Source organism: Pontibacter ruber (genome assembly GCF_023630205.1).
Lineage (GTDB): Bacteria > Bacteroidota > Bacteroidia > Cytophagales > Hymenobacteraceae > Pontibacter > Pontibacter ruber.
Genome location: NZ_JALPRR010000003.1, coordinates 600,584 through 615,838, shown reverse-complemented (window position 1 = coordinate 615,838; position 15,255 = coordinate 600,584). Strand labels below are relative to the sequence as shown.

The 15,255-nt window shown below is 49.0% G+C and carries 13 protein-coding genes; 7 read left to right on the top strand and 6 right to left on the bottom strand.

Going from position 1 to position 15,255, the window contains the following annotated elements; translation table 11 throughout:
• Positions 1-226 precede the first annotated feature (226 nt).
• The gene (locus tag MJ611_RS14445) at positions 227-601 is read left to right on the top strand and encodes a hypothetical protein (RefSeq protein WP_250430602.1); all 375 of its coding nucleotides are present in this window, start codon (positions 227-229) and stop codon (positions 599-601) included.
• Positions 602-845: 244 nt separating this feature from the next.
• On the opposite strand, the gene MJ611_RS14440 is transcribed toward MJ611_RS14445, so the two are convergent.
• Positions 846-2,930, bottom strand: coding sequence for a T9SS type A sorting domain-containing protein (locus tag MJ611_RS14440; RefSeq protein WP_250430601.1), 2,085 nt, complete (start codon positions 2,928-2,930; stop codon positions 846-848).
• Positions 2,931-3,999: 1,069 nt separating this feature from the next.
• Here MJ611_RS14440 and MJ611_RS14435 point away from each other — a divergent pair.
• From MJ611_RS14435 to MJ611_RS14420, 4 genes are all read left to right on the top strand, one after another.
• The gene (locus tag MJ611_RS14435; RefSeq protein WP_250430599.1) at positions 4,000-4,968 is read left to right on the top strand and encodes a D-2-hydroxyacid dehydrogenase family protein; all 969 of its coding nucleotides are present in this window, start codon (positions 4,000-4,002) and stop codon (positions 4,966-4,968) included.
• A gap of 108 nt (positions 4,969-5,076) precedes the next feature.
• The gene (locus tag MJ611_RS14430) at positions 5,077-6,363 is read left to right on the top strand and encodes a multicopper oxidase family protein (protein ID WP_250430597.1); all 1,287 of its coding nucleotides are present in this window, start codon (positions 5,077-5,079) and stop codon (positions 6,361-6,363) included.
• 121 nt (positions 6,364-6,484) lie between these two features.
• Entirely contained in the window at positions 6,485-7,387 is a 903-nt protein-coding gene (locus MJ611_RS14425) for a helix-turn-helix domain-containing protein (RefSeq protein WP_250430595.1), read from the top strand.
• Positions 7,388-7,490: 103 nt separating this feature from the next.
• Positions 7,491-8,417: an MBL fold metallo-hydrolase gene (locus MJ611_RS14420; protein WP_250430593.1), complete on the top strand. Its 927-nt coding sequence runs from the start codon at positions 7,491-7,493 to the stop codon at positions 8,415-8,417.
• Between the two features lie 442 nt (positions 8,418-8,859).
• Here MJ611_RS14420 and MJ611_RS14415 read toward each other — a convergent pair whose 3' ends face one another.
• The 4 genes from MJ611_RS14415 to MJ611_RS14400 form a co-directional block, all read right to left on the bottom strand.
• The gene (locus MJ611_RS14415; protein WP_250430591.1) at positions 8,860-9,759 is read right to left on the bottom strand and encodes a cation diffusion facilitator family transporter; all 900 of its coding nucleotides are present in this window, start codon (positions 9,757-9,759) and stop codon (positions 8,860-8,862) included.
• Between the two features lie 62 nt (positions 9,760-9,821).
• Complete coding sequence (locus MJ611_RS14410; protein ID WP_250430590.1) at positions 9,822-10,223, bottom strand: DoxX family protein; 402 nt, start codon at positions 10,221-10,223, stop codon at positions 9,822-9,824.
• Between the two features lie 501 nt (positions 10,224-10,724).
• Positions 10,725-11,963 (bottom strand): hypothetical protein, encoded by a 1,239-nt coding sequence (locus tag MJ611_RS14405; protein WP_250430588.1) that lies wholly within the window; start codon positions 11,961-11,963, stop codon positions 10,725-10,727.
• Between the two features lie 302 nt (positions 11,964-12,265).
• A complete protein-coding gene (locus tag MJ611_RS14400) occupies positions 12,266-12,475 on the bottom strand; it encodes a heavy-metal-associated domain-containing protein (protein WP_250430586.1) in 210 nt (69 codons plus the stop codon).
• 205 nt (positions 12,476-12,680) lie between these two features.
• Here MJ611_RS14400 and MJ611_RS14395 point away from each other — a divergent pair, with 205 nt between their 5' ends.
• Both MJ611_RS14395 and MJ611_RS14390 read left to right on the top strand, forming a co-directional pair.
• Complete coding sequence (locus tag MJ611_RS14395) at positions 12,681-13,511, top strand: hypothetical protein (protein WP_250430584.1); 831 nt, start codon at positions 12,681-12,683, stop codon at positions 13,509-13,511.
• The gene (locus MJ611_RS14390) at positions 13,508-13,999 is read left to right on the top strand and encodes a Panacea domain-containing protein (RefSeq protein ID WP_250430582.1); all 492 of its coding nucleotides are present in this window, start codon (positions 13,508-13,510) and stop codon (positions 13,997-13,999) included. Before MJ611_RS14395 ends, MJ611_RS14390 begins: the two co-directional genes overlap by 4 nt.
• A gap of 125 nt (positions 14,000-14,124) precedes the next feature.
• On the opposite strand, the gene wrbA is transcribed toward MJ611_RS14390, so the two are convergent.
• Positions 14,125-15,240 (bottom strand): NAD(P)H:quinone oxidoreductase, encoded by a 1,116-nt coding sequence (gene wrbA / locus MJ611_RS14385; protein WP_250430581.1) that lies wholly within the window; start codon positions 15,238-15,240, stop codon positions 14,125-14,127.
• Positions 15,241-15,255 lie beyond the last annotated feature (15 nt).

Genomic DNA, 15,255 nt, shown 5'->3' with positions numbered 1-15,255 from the left:
CAGCCTCTTTGGGTAAACAGTCGTAGCGAATTACCCCAATTACGGTTATACTTTCGCTCTTTCCTTTCCAATTTTACTGCATAGCCCTTGCCTCACTCCCTTCCGTGAGTGAGGCAAGGGCTTGTTTTTTCGCTACCTGAATTTATTTCAAAGCCAAGTCCGGCAAGTAGTCCGGCTTGTAATTACGGGTTCAACCGTTCTTTTACTTAACTCTTAAAACATACTTATGCTGACCAGAATTCTTTCGTTCAAATTGCTCCTTTTCGTGTGTCTCGTGTCTGTAGCATGCCAAAAGAAAGATGAAACCGGGCAGAGCCCCCTCGACACCAGACTGCTGGGCAAGTGGAATGTAATCTCGAAAACAAACACGAAGAAAACCGGAAACCAGGAGACCGAACGGGAACAGGAACTTTACGACAAAGGCGAAAAGACCTATGAGTTTACGTACAACAACAGGCTTGTTATAGAAAGCAAAGGACAGCTCCAGGTAATGCTACCCGTATGGATGGAGGGTGGAAAGCTCTTTATCGGGCAGGACCACCCGGACAAAGAACCATACACAATAACCTTCCCGGGAAACAGGGCCATACTTGTGAGTTAGATCGTAATCATGGCGGCCGACATAACCATACTGCAGAGGTGCGGGAGAAGCGTGTGCTGCGCCAGGGCCACATTGGTACAGCCTCGGGTAGCGGCATCATCTGGCACATAGCCACATTCCGGTTTAGCCTGACGTACCTCCTGCTAAAGCCCCTGACTAAAGCTTGGGCTATTGGTAAATGCATACGGCCCCAATACAACAAGTACCAGGGCCGTATACTTTATAGGATTCTGATTGTACAGTGCTAACGCTTCAGAATCAATTTAAACGTTTTAGATCCGGAGGCACTTACCAGGCGGGCAAGGTACATGCCTTCTTTCAGTTCGCTGCCGTTCAATTCAACGGTTGTCATTTCGCCGGCTCTGGCCGTACCAGCATCCAGTTTTTTGATCAACATACCTTGCGTGTCATACAGGTCGATGGTGTAGTTTTCTGTTTCGCGCACAATAAATTCAATTTTGGCCTTGTCGCTGAAAGAGGTCGGGTATGCAACAGCATGCGTAAAATTAACGGCTTCTGTAGTACATGGGCTGCTGGAAACCGTCTCTTTATGAAACTTGATGTCGTCGATAGCGGCTGAGCCTGAGAAATGACCAGAACCGTTTCTGCCATCCATCACAACTTTCATTTTCACTACCCCTTTGGTGTTACCCAGTTGGACTGTCTGCTTGCTGTTTATACCCAAAGGCTTCAGGTATACTTTGTTCAACTCCTTGCCTTCGGCATCATACAGGTAGATCCACGACATCTGCTCATAATCGTCCATACCTACCACTTTCATCGACTCCATCGTAACGGGGCCTATGGCTGAGAAATCCAGTATCAGCTCGCCTCCCCATTGGTTGGCATCCGGCAGATTGTCCTGCTTTTGATTGATGATAAGCACTTCAGCCCAGTCAACGGTGTAAAGATTGGCGTCATCGGCCGTAGGGTCCTGAGAGTCGAAGATGGCGGCATAGTTTTCAGGCGCATAGTTGCCATCTGCGTTTCGTTTTCTGCCGATCAGTGCCACGGGACCTGCTTCTGTGTCGATGGAAGTGATTAGGCCTCGTTTCTGGCCGTTGAAGTCGATCATGTGGTGTGTAACCTCCAGCTCTGTAGCTGCCGGCGTCACGGCCACGCTGGTGGAGGCGGTGCAGCCAGTCTCCGGATCAGTGACGGTCAAGGTATAGTCGCCTGCCACTTTCACCGTCGGGTTTTGCTCAGTAGAAGTATAGCCGTTCGGGCCGGCCCAGCTATAGGTTACCCCTTCTGTATTGGATGAGCCCATGAGTTGAATAGAGCCCTTTGTGCAGTCAAGTTTTCCGCCGGTGGCGCTCACCGTGAGTATGTCTTCGCGGGTTACTTTTACGGTATACTTTGCTGTACAGGTAGATGTATAGAAGGAGATAATCATAGTATAGGTACCAGGGGCGTCAACTAGTGGGTTTAGCTTATCCCAATCCGAAACGATATTGCCACCATCGCTTGCTAACCAGATCACACGATCACCAACTTGCACGGTGCCCTCCAGTCTTACAGTAGGATTGGCACAGGTCAGTTTTTTGTCAGGGCCGGCACTGGCAACAGGAAGCTTAGGGCCGGCAAAGGTCCAGGACGCAGTGGCAGTCTCTCCGGTGGCAATGTGCGTTACCAGTAAAGTATAGGTACCCGGCGCTTTGACCCAGGTATCTTTCGTATTGGCAGTAAAATTATCAGGACCGCTCCACTGGAAGGTGACGCCTTCTGTGACATATTTACCATTAAAATAGGCATAGCCTACCAAATCGGCAGAAGTTGTATTACAATCAAATCCACCCATATTATTACTCCATACTTGCGCCTCCAAAAGGTTACTTTCGTAAGTTACCACTACATCATCCTGCATCGTGCAGCCGGAGGGACTGGTGAGGGTAATGGTATAAGTGCCGGGTGCGTCTACAAGAGGGTTAAGCGTGTTAGCTCCAGAAACGATGTTCCCGCCCTGGCTTGCTTCCCAGGAATAACTGTAATAGGATGGTTTATTAGAATACCCGTCCAACTGAACAGTACTTCTTGTCGGCAGTAGCACTTTGTCCGGTCCGGCGAATTTCTCTGGATAGTTATAACCTAAAATCTCGGTCCCATTTCGTGCAATTGCGCCCGTAGCTAATGTAACAGCTACATTGTACATCCCTGGTTCTGTAACAGTCACGATTTTCTGCGTTGAACTAAAGCCGTTCGGGCCTGACCAATTATAGGCTACCACATTCTCTACTTCCTTTTCAATGTCACCCTGAATCGCTCTGGCCTCTATTTTTACTTCTTTAATGTCACAGTCCAGTATGTTGCCAGTCTCATTGGTTGACATATGGACCGTAACTGGAGTCGAGTAGTTATTTGTTGAAGCATTTGTCTGGGCTAGGGCCTTATTCGATAGGCACAGGGCGGCCAAAAAGAATAGCGGAAAAAAGAACTGATATACCTGCCGCCTTGTAGACAGCGAGTTTTGCATGCTGTAAGAGTAATTTTTTTTCATAGCACTTTTAGAATTAGTATTAGAATAATTAAATGTGAAAAATTGGGCAAGGCGCTGCCATGCAAATGAGCGCTACTGCTCTTTGCCTGTAAGTTAAATGCTTGATATTATGGATACTATAAACCTAGCATTTGCGATGGGTAGCGCACTGAGGATAAGATATGCTGACCGTTAATTAAGAAAGGAAGTATAGTTGTTTTCATAGCGTTTAAGAGTTTAGTACTGAATGCGTCAATTTCGACAATATAGAAATACATTAAAATAGCATTTCGTATATATTACCTATATTTAATATTCAGTAAATTATCACAATTACTATTGCATTTAAATATAGCTTTAAGTCTGTACGGTTTTGGACTAAAAATATTTACAAATTTTTACGAGTTTTTAAAGATATTCCAAAAGAAGGGTATTTAGACCAATTTTTTTTGTAAACAACTATATACCACTAGTTAATCATGATCCTGTTATCACTATAATTTTTTAATATTTTTAGATTATACCTGTTATAGTTAAACATTATGATATGATTTCCTAAGAATATCATTGAAACAACTATATAAAAAGTGCAATCAAAACAGACTCTATCAAGTTGCATTATTCCTATCAGCAGGAGTATAAGTAAGCTGACGTTATTATAGCATACTCCCTGATGCCGCGCCCTTGTAACTTGTGCCTTTGTCCTGCAGTTGGCATTGAAATAGGCTTCTTACATACCTGACCCATCATTCCCCATACTTGCGGCAAATGCACCAGATTTTATTGCCGGGTACCCCATGCTTCATGAGCGATCGTGGGAGAAAACACTGAAGCAGCCTGTTTGTCCAGGAGAAGCACCGGTTTGTCTATTTTATGCAAGTATAATTTAGCCAATATTTGCAGCCATTCTAAACTACCAGACATGCACATCATCATTCCCGACGACTACCAGAACGCCGTACCTGCCTTAGCCTGCTTTCAGTTGCTAGAAGGTCATCAGGTGACCATCTACAACGATACTGTTAAAGATACAAAGCAGCTAGTAGCCCGTTTCAAAGATGCCGATGCCCTGGTGCTGACGCGCGAGCGCACGGCCATCACGGAAGAACTCGTATCACAGCTGCCCAACCTGAAGTTCATCAGCCAGACTGGTAAACTGTCGAACCACCTGAATCTGGAAGCCTGCACCAGGTATAACATTGCAGTAGCCGAAGGCATAGGTTCTCCGGTAGCTCCGGCAGAGCTCACCTGGCTCCTGATCATGAATGCCCTCAGGCAGGTACCGCAGGCCATCGCTGCCATGAAAGCAGGAAAGTGGCAAACCAACATCGGCAGCACGGTCAATGGAAAGCGGATCGGCATCTGGGGCTATGGAAAAATAGGCAAGCTTATAGCAGGTTATGCCAAAGCTTTTGGTGCAGAAGTGATCGTATGGGGAAGTGAAGGCTCTCGGGCACAGGCCGTGCAGGATGGGCATCGGGCAGCTGCCAGCAAAGAAGCCTTCTTTTCGCAAACCGATGTGGTAACGCTGCACCTGCGCCTGGCAGCCAGTACCAGAAGTATCGCGAAGGCAGCCGATCTGGCGTTGATGAAGCCGGAGGCCGTGCTGGTAAACACCAGCCGGGCAGAGCTGATAGAAGAAGGCGCGCTGCTGAACGCACTCACGCAAGGCAGGCCCGGATTTGCCGCCGTGGATGTATACGAACCCGAACCGATCTACGACAAAGACTACCCGCTGCTGCAACTGCCTAACGTGATCTGCACGCCGCACCTGGGCTATGTAGAGCAGAACAGCTACGAGTTATACTTCCGCAAAGCCTTCGAGAACGTATTAGCGTTCGCCAATGGCACCCCTGCCAACATCGCAAACCCGGAAGTGCTGAAAGTATAACCCGCCTGAACACCTGAAATACTTACAAACCTTCGCTAGAATCCTGTAACGCTTGCGGCAGAGCGGGTTGATACTTTTGCCACAGATCAAACGCCACAAGACAGAACTATGAACACGTCCTTACCCCTTGATAACCCCACCCGCACTTTTAACCTGACGGCAAAGCCAAAAACCCTCGCCATTGCTGGGCAACAGGCCGAGGTATTAACCTACAACGGCAGTTTCCCGGGCCCCTTGCTCGAGGTGCAGGAAGGCAATGTGGTGCGTGTTGATTTCACAAACCAGCTCCGCGAGCAGAGCAACCTGCACCTGCACGGCATTTTTATGTCGCCGGAGGAAGACAAACCGCACCAGACGGTAGAGCCAGGTGAATCATTGAGTTATACTTTCGAAGCTGCCGAAGGCAGTGCCGGCCTGTACTGGTACCACCCACATGCCCACGGCAAGGTTACACGCCAGTTGTTCAAAGGCCTGGCAGGACCCATTATCATTCGTGGTGCTGTGGATGCTTTGGAGCCGCTTGCTTCTGCTACCGAAAAAGTGCTGGTACTGCACGACATTTCCCTGCAACATGGAAAAGTAGCGCCACATGCCGGCATGGACTGGGGAAAAGGAAAAGAAGGAGATTTGGTGCTGGTGAACGGAGCGCAGCAACCGGAGATGACCGCCCTAACCGGGCTGCTGCGGCTGCGGGTTGTCAATGCGTCGTCTGCCCGATACTATAACCTGAACATCCCCGGTAAACAGCTGCAGGTAATAGGCCTGGACGGGGGCTTCCTGGAAGCACCCCTAGCCATGGAAACGCTGCTGCTTACTCCTGGCGAGAGAACCGATATTTTAGTGGAAGCAACCAAAGCGGAAGAGCTGCAACTCCTGAACCTGCCTTACAGCCGCACCCCGGCCGGACCAAGTACAGACACACCCGAAGCTGGCAAGACGCTGGCAAAATTCACCATTACCGGGGAGGCTAAAGAAATAGTGCTACCAGCCAAACTAACAGCTATCCCGGAACTTGATCTGGCCACTGCCACCGCCCACAAAGCCATCACATTTGGAGCCATCATGCAACCGCTGCAGTTTACCATCAACGGCAAAGCCTTCGATCACCATCGTACCGACCTGACAGCGAAAGCCGGCACCCTGGAAGTATGGGATATTGTAAACCCGATGATGATGGACCATCCGTTTCACCTGCACACCTTCCCCTTTCAGGTGGTAAGTATAAATGGGGTGCCTGCTCCTTTTCGTGCCTGGAAAGATGTGGTGAATGTGCCGGCCAACAGCACCGTCCGCATTGCCATACCTTTCCACAAGTATACCGGCAAGGTCATGTACCACTGCCACATCCTGGAGCACGAGGATTACGGCATGATGGGCAACCTGGAAGTGATTTAAAAGAAGTATACCTTCATACGTAAAGCCTGCCGGAAGATTTTCGGCAAGCTATACGTTTATCAAAAGCTCATACAAGACAGCAAACTTTTATCTTTGCAGGCTCCGCAACTACCCCAAAACTATGACCAAGGCAACCAAGCCCATCCCTGTTTATACCGAAACGGAGAGCTTCACCAAAAACAGCTTCCGCGACTTTTACATTGCCTCTTACCAGGACAGGCAGGATGCAGCCCTGCGGCGAGTAAGTCCGCACCGCCACACCTACTACGAGATCATCTGGATTACCGAAGGCAGCGGCACGCATACCATCGACTTCAGGGATTACGCTTTTAAAGGCCCTTGCCTGTTTCTGCTGCAGCCCAGCCACATCCACCAGATCCGGAAAGATGGTCCTACCAAAGGCTATGTACTGAAGTTTAACGAATCGGTGTTTGCGGCTGAAGCAGGCGCCGGGAACCTGCTGCTCAAGTATGGCATTTTTGATAACATCAACGTGCAGCCGGTGCTCCACCTGGATGCTTCGGCCGTGGCTTTGCTCGACGACCTCATGCAGAAAATGCTGCAGGAATATAAGCAACCCTCCAGCCTGTCGGAAGTGATCATTGCTTCGTATCTGAAGATATTTCTGTTGCAGGTATACAAGTTCAAAGACCTGCACCAGGAGGTATGGCAACCAGCGCCGGAGCCCCGCTACCTGATTTACCGCACGTTTAAGCAGCTGCTCGAGGAGCGTTACCAGCAGCAGCATGCCGTGCAGGACTACGCCGATGCCCTGGCCCTGACACCCCGCACCCTGAACGAGATCACCCATCAGTACGCAGGCAAAAATGTGAGCCAGCTGATAAAGGAACGGCTGGTGCTGGAAGCCAGGCGCCTGCTGCACCACGGGCAGTTCTCTGTAAAAGAAATAGCCGCGCAGCTTGGCTTTGAGGATGCAGCCTACTTTACACGTTTCTTTACCAAAAATACGGGTGTCTCTCCCGTGGCTTTTCGCAACAAAGTGTCGGAGCCGGTACCTGCATAACCTGTTTGTGCAGAACAACCACGGCTTTGTCCATTGAGGCAGGCCATCAGAACACGGACATTTGTGCTGTTAAACAACAATTTATACCGTAAAACAGCATACTATGAATCGTACATCTTTCCTGAAAAACTCGCTGCTGGGCTCATCGCTCCTGCTACTGCCCGGCCCGGCTCAAAGTTTCTTTTCGGGCAGCAGCCCTAAAAGTATAAGCCTTTCCGTACGCGACCCGCAGCAGCCAAACATTTGCGCTACCTGCGGCACCCGTTACGCTACATCCAAAATCCAGACCGATACCTGCCCCATCTGCGAAGACGAGCGGCAGTATGTAGGCGATGGCGGCCAGACCTGGACCAGCTATCACAACCTGGCCAAAAAGAGCACGATAAAAATTGCTAAGCTACAGGAAAATCTGTACGAGCTTAAAATCACACCCGATTTTGCCATTGGCCAGAAAGCACACCTGGTACTGTCGGAGAACGGCAATGTACTCTGGGACTGCATTCCGTATCTGGATGAACAGACCGTATCCTATATCCAATCACTGGGAGGTATCAAAGCCATCGCTATTTCGCACCCGCACTACTACAGCCTGATGGCCGAATGGGCCGCAGCCTTCAACTGCCCGATCTACCTGCACGAAAACGACACGCAATGGATACAGGACAAGAGCGACCGTATCAAACTATGGAAGGGTGATGCGTTGCCTCTTTGGGACAGAATAAAGGTGGTGCATACGGGCGGGCACTTTGACGGCAGCACGGTTTTATACTTACCCAGGCACAGCAAAGGCGCCCTGCTCACCGGCGATAGCCTCTACGTAACCCGCGACCGCAAACATGTATCGATGATGTACAGCTACCCCAACCTGGTGCCGCTCCCCAAAAAGGCCATCGAGCAGATCAGCCGTCGTATTGCCCCGCTCTCGTTCGACACCATCCACGGCGCCTTCGAAGGACAGGTTATCGCAACCGGAGCCAAAGAAGCTTTCAACCGATCCGTGAAGCGCTACCTTAGAATTTTTGAAGTATAAGTTTCGTACTCCTGCCGCAAGTTTAGCGTCAGCGTAAATGTGGCACTAGTTTGCAGCCAGTTTGTAACTGGCTTTCCTTTGCAAAAGGAAGGGAGGCTGTGGCAGAGACTATAAATGGTTGCCTGTTCCAAACCTTTCTGCAGCATATCAAAATTTCGGAGAACTGTACCTTTGAGGTTAGGGTTGTTTCATTCTGGAAAATACCATACCTATGGCGCGAGCGTCCTCGCTCGTGACCAGATATAGGTTGGGCCTCTGGCCAAGTCGGATTACAAATCCAACATTATAGTAAGACACGGGTTGCAAACCCGCGCCAGCAACTGGAGAATGAAACGACCCTACCCTCTAGGAGACAGTTCTCTCCTCTGAAAAGATAGAATCAATAAACAACAAAGGCCGCTACTTAAAAGTAGCGGCCTTCGCTTTTCCCCAGATAAACAATTTATACTTTCATCGTACACTGCTCCCCTGCCTGTTCCAGTTCCAGCGTCGCGTCTGTTATGGCAAAGGGTTCCAGTAGGTGGCGGATCTGCTGTTTGAGGGCAGCAACGGCGGTGGGTTCTTTTATACTTTCCACCACCACGTGCGCCGACAATACATGATGCTCGCCGTCCAGGGACCATACTTTTAGCTGGTGCACCTCCTGCACATCACTTACCGAAAGCACCTGCTCTTTCACCTTATCCAGCTCGGTTGCCAGCGGGTTCTCCTGCAGCAGAATCTTAAATGCAGACCAGGTATTTTTCACGGCATTAAACAGCATAAAGCAGGAGATACCGATCGAGAGCAGCGGGTCCAGCCACGGCCACTCCACGAAGAAAAGAAGGATGCTTACCACCAGCACGGCAGCCCAACCCAACAGGTCTTCGAGCATGTGCAGCGACACAGCCCGCTGGTTCAGGTTATGCCCTCCGCGCAGGCGGAAAAAAGCTGCCCCGTTCACTGCCAAACCAAGTATAGCAAAAAGCAGCATGCCATAAGGGTCCGGCATTTCGGGGCTCCGGAGCCTTTCGAAAGCTTCGCTCAGCACGAAGACGGAACCCAATATAAGTATAACCGATGTGAGGATAGCCCCTGCCACCGAGTAGCGTTTGTAGCCATAGGTATAGCGGGTGTTGCCAGCCTGTTCTGATTTACGCTGCAGAAAATAGCTGACGCCCAGGGTAAAGGCATCGCCAAAGTCATGCAGCGCGTCGCTCATAATGGCTACGCTGTTCACAAAAAAGCCGCCGATCAGCTCAAGTATGGCAAAGCCCAGGTTCAGAAAAAAAGCGAAACGGATATTGCCGGTAGCATGATGATGATGGTGGTGATGCCCGTGATGATGGTGATGGTGTCCCATAATTAACAAAGTATAAAGCCGTGCTCCATTAACTGAAGCACGGCTGCTGTGATCAATTTATTTTAAACTACTTTCTGCTTTGCTGCCATATGCGCCAAAGTAGCAAGGGCAATCAAACCACCTATAATGGCGATGTTCTGGATAAAGTCCATAACTGCGGTTTGCTGCATCATGCCTTCCATGCTCCAGAAGGTGTGCATCATAAAGGTCATAGGCAACAACAGCAGTACCAGCGCGATTGCGGTTTGTTTTACCTTGATACCGGCAAACAGCAGCAGAGCACCTGTCAGCTCCGTTACCATGGCTATCCCCAGCAGCAAAGGCACAAACGGCAGCCCTTTAGAAGCCATCCACATGGCAGGCCCATCCCAGAACAAAGCTTTATGCAAACCTGCTATTAAAAAGGTAATTCCTACCAGGATTCTGGCGACAAGTAGAAACGATTGAATAGATGAATTTTTCATAGAGTTAAATTTGAATGAGTGAATTTTTGTCTGAATTAATTTTTCGGGATGTAATAAAGATTAATGGGATTTACCTGCATGTCCGGGTCGAACCACCCCTAACTCCTCCTTAGCCAAGGCGGGGAATTTTTACTTACTACTTCTCCTGCCATCATAATAGCCTGTGCAGTAGAGTCTCTACCTTAACCGAAGTTGTGTCCAAAGTCCCCCTTTGAAGGGGGCAGGGAGATGACAATCGTCTGCGGAAATTCCCCTCTTGAGAGGGGCTAGGGGTGTGTCAATCGTTGCCAATTCCCCCTCCGCTGGTTCTATGAAGCCAGAGCCAAGTCCCCTCTCCTTGAGGAGAGGGCTAGGGTGAGGTGAAAACAGCAAGGGGGCTACTGCAGCTGTTTCAGATTTCTCCCGCTGGTCGAAATGACAATTGAAGCAGTAGTAGCAGGCTCCCCGCCTTAGACAAGGAGGGGTTAGGGGTGGTTGGACCCGGTAGGGCTGGAATGAAGTCTAAAACACAAACTGCGCGCCCAGTGCCAGCTGATTCGCCGAAGTTGTCTTGTATACCTCCTGCCCGTTCTCCAGCAGCCTCCAATCGGTATTGGCGCGGTACCATTCCAAAGCTATACCCAGCGGACCTACATCATACCGAATCATCGGCACAATGATCTCGTTATTCAGGCGGGCGCTGCCGGGTACTTCTGCCAGTACATCGCCGTTGTTCGGGTTGTCCTGGCCGTACATGACCCAGGCGCTGAGGTGTTTGCCGAACTTATACCCCGCCTGTCCCCAGGCGCCGTAGCCTGCTATATCGCCGAACTGTAGCAGTTGGCCCCAGCTCTGCCCGATGGCGCGGCCCCAGTAGGCATTCCCCTGCAACGTAGCTCCGCCATACGTCAGCTTGGTGCCCGCCTGCATGGCTTTGCCCTCCAGGTTGCTGCGGGTATCGCCCTGCACCAGGCGCTTGCGGTCGTAGTGGCCGGCCAGGTTTACCTCCCACTTCAGCGGCTGGGTCTGGTTGCTGATGTTCAGACCTATTTCGGTTTGTGGCACGCCGATCTCCCCTTCATCACGACCATCGGCTTCTGCTTTGGGGCCGGTCCAGGAGCCGCGGAACACGGCTAGGTCGAGGCGGACTTTGGTGGCGGCTGTGGGGCTGGTTAAGCCCTGGTACAGGAACAATCCGGGGTTGCGGAAGCCGATGCCGCCTGCCGAGCCGTAGCCCATGGCAAAGTGTGTAACCGAGTTCGGGAAGTGCGCGACCATCGGGGTCCAGTTCTGGCCCAGTCGCAGCCTTGTCTGCCCCTTCTGCACCTCCACGTAGGCCAGGCGCACGCGCGGCAGCAGGTTCTCGTCAGCAAAGCCGCCTGCGCCTGCCGTGCCTCCTAAAAAGTCCAACTCAGCGCGACCGGTAGCGGTGATGCCGTACGGCAGGTTGTAGGCGGTACCTTTAAAAATGAGCCAGGTCTTGCGCAGGTCGCCGCCAAACTGGTACTCGTCCTGTGTGGGTTGCTTCGGGTTGGCCCACATGGTAATAGCGCCCTCGCCCATGCCAAAGGTACCGTCCTGCACAAAGCCCGACGCCGTGATGATGCCGTTTATACTTGACTTAAAGTATGGCTTGCCTGCCTGCGTGGTGTCCGGGGCCGGAGTGGCCGGAAAACTGAGGTCGATCTGGGCGTTGGCCTGGTGCAGCAGCAGCGTACTCAGGGCTGCGGCTGTAAGGGTGGTTCGTAGTGTTTTTTTCATGGTTTTATTTTGTAGCTAATGGTTAGGGCAATAAGGTGGCAGTCCGCCTTTTCAGGGGCAGCTTCCGTTTTACTCTGATTTTGGTTAATGATTGTTTTTAGCTTGTGCTGCAGGCTGTGTTAAGTTTATACTTTGCACTGGGCCTGCCTGCTCTTGTTGCAACGGCACAAAGGTCTGTGTTTTGGCAGCCCCAGGCCATGCACAAACAAGTGCATTTGCTGGACAAACAGGCAAAGCTTCACACACGCCTGGCTTAGCTAAGGGTTTAGAGGTGGGCAGATGCTGATGTGCTGCCCATTTTGTTACAGCGCCTCTGCCTTGAAGCCGGCCTTTTCTACTGTGGCAATTACCTCGCTGGCAGAAAGAGAATCGGTTTTGATGGTGAGCACCTTGTTGCGGTTAGTGGTATCCACGTTCCATTCACAAACGCCTTCGGTGGAGTTCAGCACCGGCGTTACTTTAGATACACAGCCTCCGCAATTGATGTTTGTTTTAAATTGTAGCTCTTTCATGTTCTATTTTTCTTATAGTGTTACTGATCTTGAACATGACAAAGGTAGTGTGAGGAGTGGGCGGAGGTGTTACAGAATTTTGGGTGTTTGTTGTAGGATTTTGTAGGCTCTTGAATTAGCTAACAATAATTAATATAGTTTTATTTGTATATTAAACACAGATTTAGCAAAATCTAGCTATAGAACTATACTTATCAAAGTACAAATGAGAAAAATATTACATGCGGTAATTGATTGGCTATTTGACAAATCTGGATACATCTCAGGTGCAGCAGTTCTAGTACTAACCATTATTGATATTTCAAACGTTAATGAATGGACTTATAATCTCTTTGGGAGCGAGAAATTCCAAATAGGTAGAATATTTTACTATATAGTCATTATTATTGCTTTCATCTTTGGTATTATATCAATCTCTCATGCCAAGAATATCTCAGCACTGGAAAAAGATGTACAAGAGAAAGGAGAAAAGATATCAGATTTGGAAACTACTTTGTCAGAGATAGTTAACGAGACAAATGAGCTCTTTAATTCTTACCTAAAACTTTTAGTTAAAAATCTAGATTTTACTCATCAAGAGCGTATAAGCGTCTATAAAGTATATGAGAATCACTTTGTTTTAATTGGCCGCTCATCTATAAATCCAAACCTTATGGAAAAGGGTCGCCCGAAATATCCAATTAAGGAAGGCTTTATTGGTAAAGGATGGGCCGAAGGTGAATATTTTGTTGATGATCTACCTGATCCAACTCTTAAAAATGGTGATACTTATTATAACAGAGTGAACAGAATTAGTCCTATAGATCGAAATACTCACAATTATTTAAATATGAGATCTAGAACTTTTTTTGTTTATAGAATTAATGGTTTTGATAATAATCCAAAGGCTGTTCTAGTGTTTGAGAGTGAAAGAGAAAAGGCTTTTTTAAAAGACAATATTATTGAAAGTCTTGCAGGAGTGAAGCAACCATTAGTAATGTTTATTGAGAAGAATAACGGGGTAAAACTCCTTAACAATAAAGAGCTTGACATATGAATACTTTATTGGAATTAATTAAATATGTTCTTCTTGAGTATCCCAAACCAGAAGAGTTATCAAAACCCAGATTAGTAAAGCTTATTTATCTAATTGATTGGAAGTATGCCATTGATTATGGAAAACAGGTGACTAACATTAATTGGGTTTATAATCATTACGGCCCTTATGTTGATGATGTCATCAATTTAATGAAGGAAAATCCAGATTTGTTTGAGATCAAAACTCGCCAAAACCCTTATGGCGGAGTAACAGATAAATTCCAACTTCTAAATAGGAATGTAGATGATATTCAATTACAGCCAGAAGTGAAGAAAACTGCTGATTTAATAATTAAAAAAACATCTCATTTAAGCTGGACTAAATTTATTTCGCTCGTTTACTCTAGTTATCCTATAAAATCTAATCTTCAGTACTCATTTTTAGATTTAGAAAAGCTTTCTATAGAATTTAATAGTTTAAAAAGTAATCTTGCTATGACCAATTAGCATCTATTTCACTGACTAAACAAAAATTAATATAAGCCTCACCTTTTTAGGATATTGAAATTAAAGTAAAACCGCCACGCAGCCCAAAATCTGCGTGGCGGTTTCATTTCCTCCCCAGCTATACCCTACTCCACCTCAAACACTGCCTGAATCTCCACCGGAGAATTTACCGGTATAGACGAAGCGCCGAGAGCGGCGCGGGCGTGTTTCCCCTTCTCCCCGAAAACGGCTACAGCCAGGTCAGAGGCTACATTCATCAGTTCGGCATGGCGGGTATAGCCGATTGGGGTGTTTAAGTAGCCTGTTAGCTGCACCACCTGTTTTACCCGGCTCAGGTCGTTGTTAGTGGCGCTTTTAAGTACGGCCAGTACATTCAGCATGGTCTGGCGGGTGGCTTCTTTGGCTTGTTCAGTGGTCAGGTCTTGCCCGATCACGCCGGGGTGCAGCACCTTGCCCTCCTTCAGCGCCACCTGGTTAATGAACACCAGGTTTCCGGAGCGGGTAAACGGCACGTAATTTCCTACCGGCTCGGGCAGTACCGGCAGCTGCACACCCAGCTCCTGCAGGCGTTGCTCTACCGGGTTTATACTTTCCTCCGGTGCTTTGGCGGGTGGCGTTGGCGTCGGCGCTTTATGGCGTAAAGGCGCGAGCGCTTTGGCAACTTTGGCTAATGCCTCACCCTGCAGTTCGGCTAAGTATAACTCGCTTTCAGAAGGCCTTTCAGAGCCTGGCATAGCAGCCAGCGTTGTGGTACCAAATACGGTATTTCCCTGTGTTATACTTTTGTCCATCTCGGCAGTTCCTCTCATGCCCGTAGGTACCAGCACCATGCCGTGCACCGCCAAAGTATGCCAAACCGAAAGTATGGCTGTCTCACGGGCCGCGCCGCCTCCTGCTGCCATAAACACCGTAGCCGGCTCACCCTCCAGCCAGTGCTCCGACCAGAGATTCAGCGTACCCTCCAGGAACAGGCGCATGTCGGCTGTGGTGCCCCCGAAATGAATGGGCGAACCAAAAGCAATGCCATCGTATTGCGCCAGTTCTTCAGGTGTAGCGTAAGGTACCGACGCAAAGGCTTTGCTTTCCAGGTTCTCGGGTGCGTTGATGGGCGGCACCTGTTTGAGCACCGCTTTTACGCCCTCCTGTTTTTCTACGCCCCGGGCAATGGCTGTAGCCAGTTTGTAAGTAGTGCCGCCTTTGGAGTGGAACAGCACCAGTACGGTAGTTTCTTCTTTTTTCATGGTTTTATGTTGTTG

Coding starts and splice junctions, on each gene's coding strand:
- MJ611_RS14445 (WP_250430602.1), top strand. CDS start 227: ATGCTGACCAGAATTCTTTCGTTCAAATTGCTCCTTTTCGTGTGTCTC.
- MJ611_RS14440 (WP_250430601.1), bottom strand. CDS start 2,930: ATGTCAACCAATGAGACTGGCAACATACTGGACTGTGACATTAAAGAA.
- MJ611_RS14435 (WP_250430599.1), top strand. CDS start 4,000: ATGCACATCATCATTCCCGACGACTACCAGAACGCCGTACCTGCCTTA.
- MJ611_RS14430 (WP_250430597.1), top strand. CDS start 5,077: ATGAACACGTCCTTACCCCTTGATAACCCCACCCGCACTTTTAACCTG.
- MJ611_RS14425 (WP_250430595.1), top strand. CDS start 6,485: ATGACCAAGGCAACCAAGCCCATCCCTGTTTATACCGAAACGGAGAGC.
- MJ611_RS14420 (WP_250430593.1), top strand. CDS start 7,491: ATGAATCGTACATCTTTCCTGAAAAACTCGCTGCTGGGCTCATCGCTC.
- MJ611_RS14415 (WP_250430591.1), bottom strand. CDS start 9,759: ATGGGACACCATCACCATCATCACGGGCATCACCACCATCATCATCAT.
- MJ611_RS14410 (WP_250430590.1), bottom strand. CDS start 10,223: ATGAAAAATTCATCTATTCAATCGTTTCTACTTGTCGCCAGAATCCTG.
- MJ611_RS14405 (WP_250430588.1), bottom strand. CDS start 11,963: ATGAAAAAAACACTACGAACCACCCTTACAGCCGCAGCCCTGAGTACG.
- MJ611_RS14400 (WP_250430586.1), bottom strand. CDS start 12,475: ATGAAAGAGCTACAATTTAAAACAAACATCAATTGCGGAGGCTGTGTA.
- MJ611_RS14395 (WP_250430584.1), top strand. CDS start 12,681: ATGAGAAAAATATTACATGCGGTAATTGATTGGCTATTTGACAAATCT.
- MJ611_RS14390 (WP_250430582.1), top strand. CDS start 13,508: ATGAATACTTTATTGGAATTAATTAAATATGTTCTTCTTGAGTATCCC.
- wrbA (WP_250430581.1), bottom strand. CDS start 15,240: ATGAAAAAAGAAGAAACTACCGTACTGGTGCTGTTCCACTCCAAAGGC.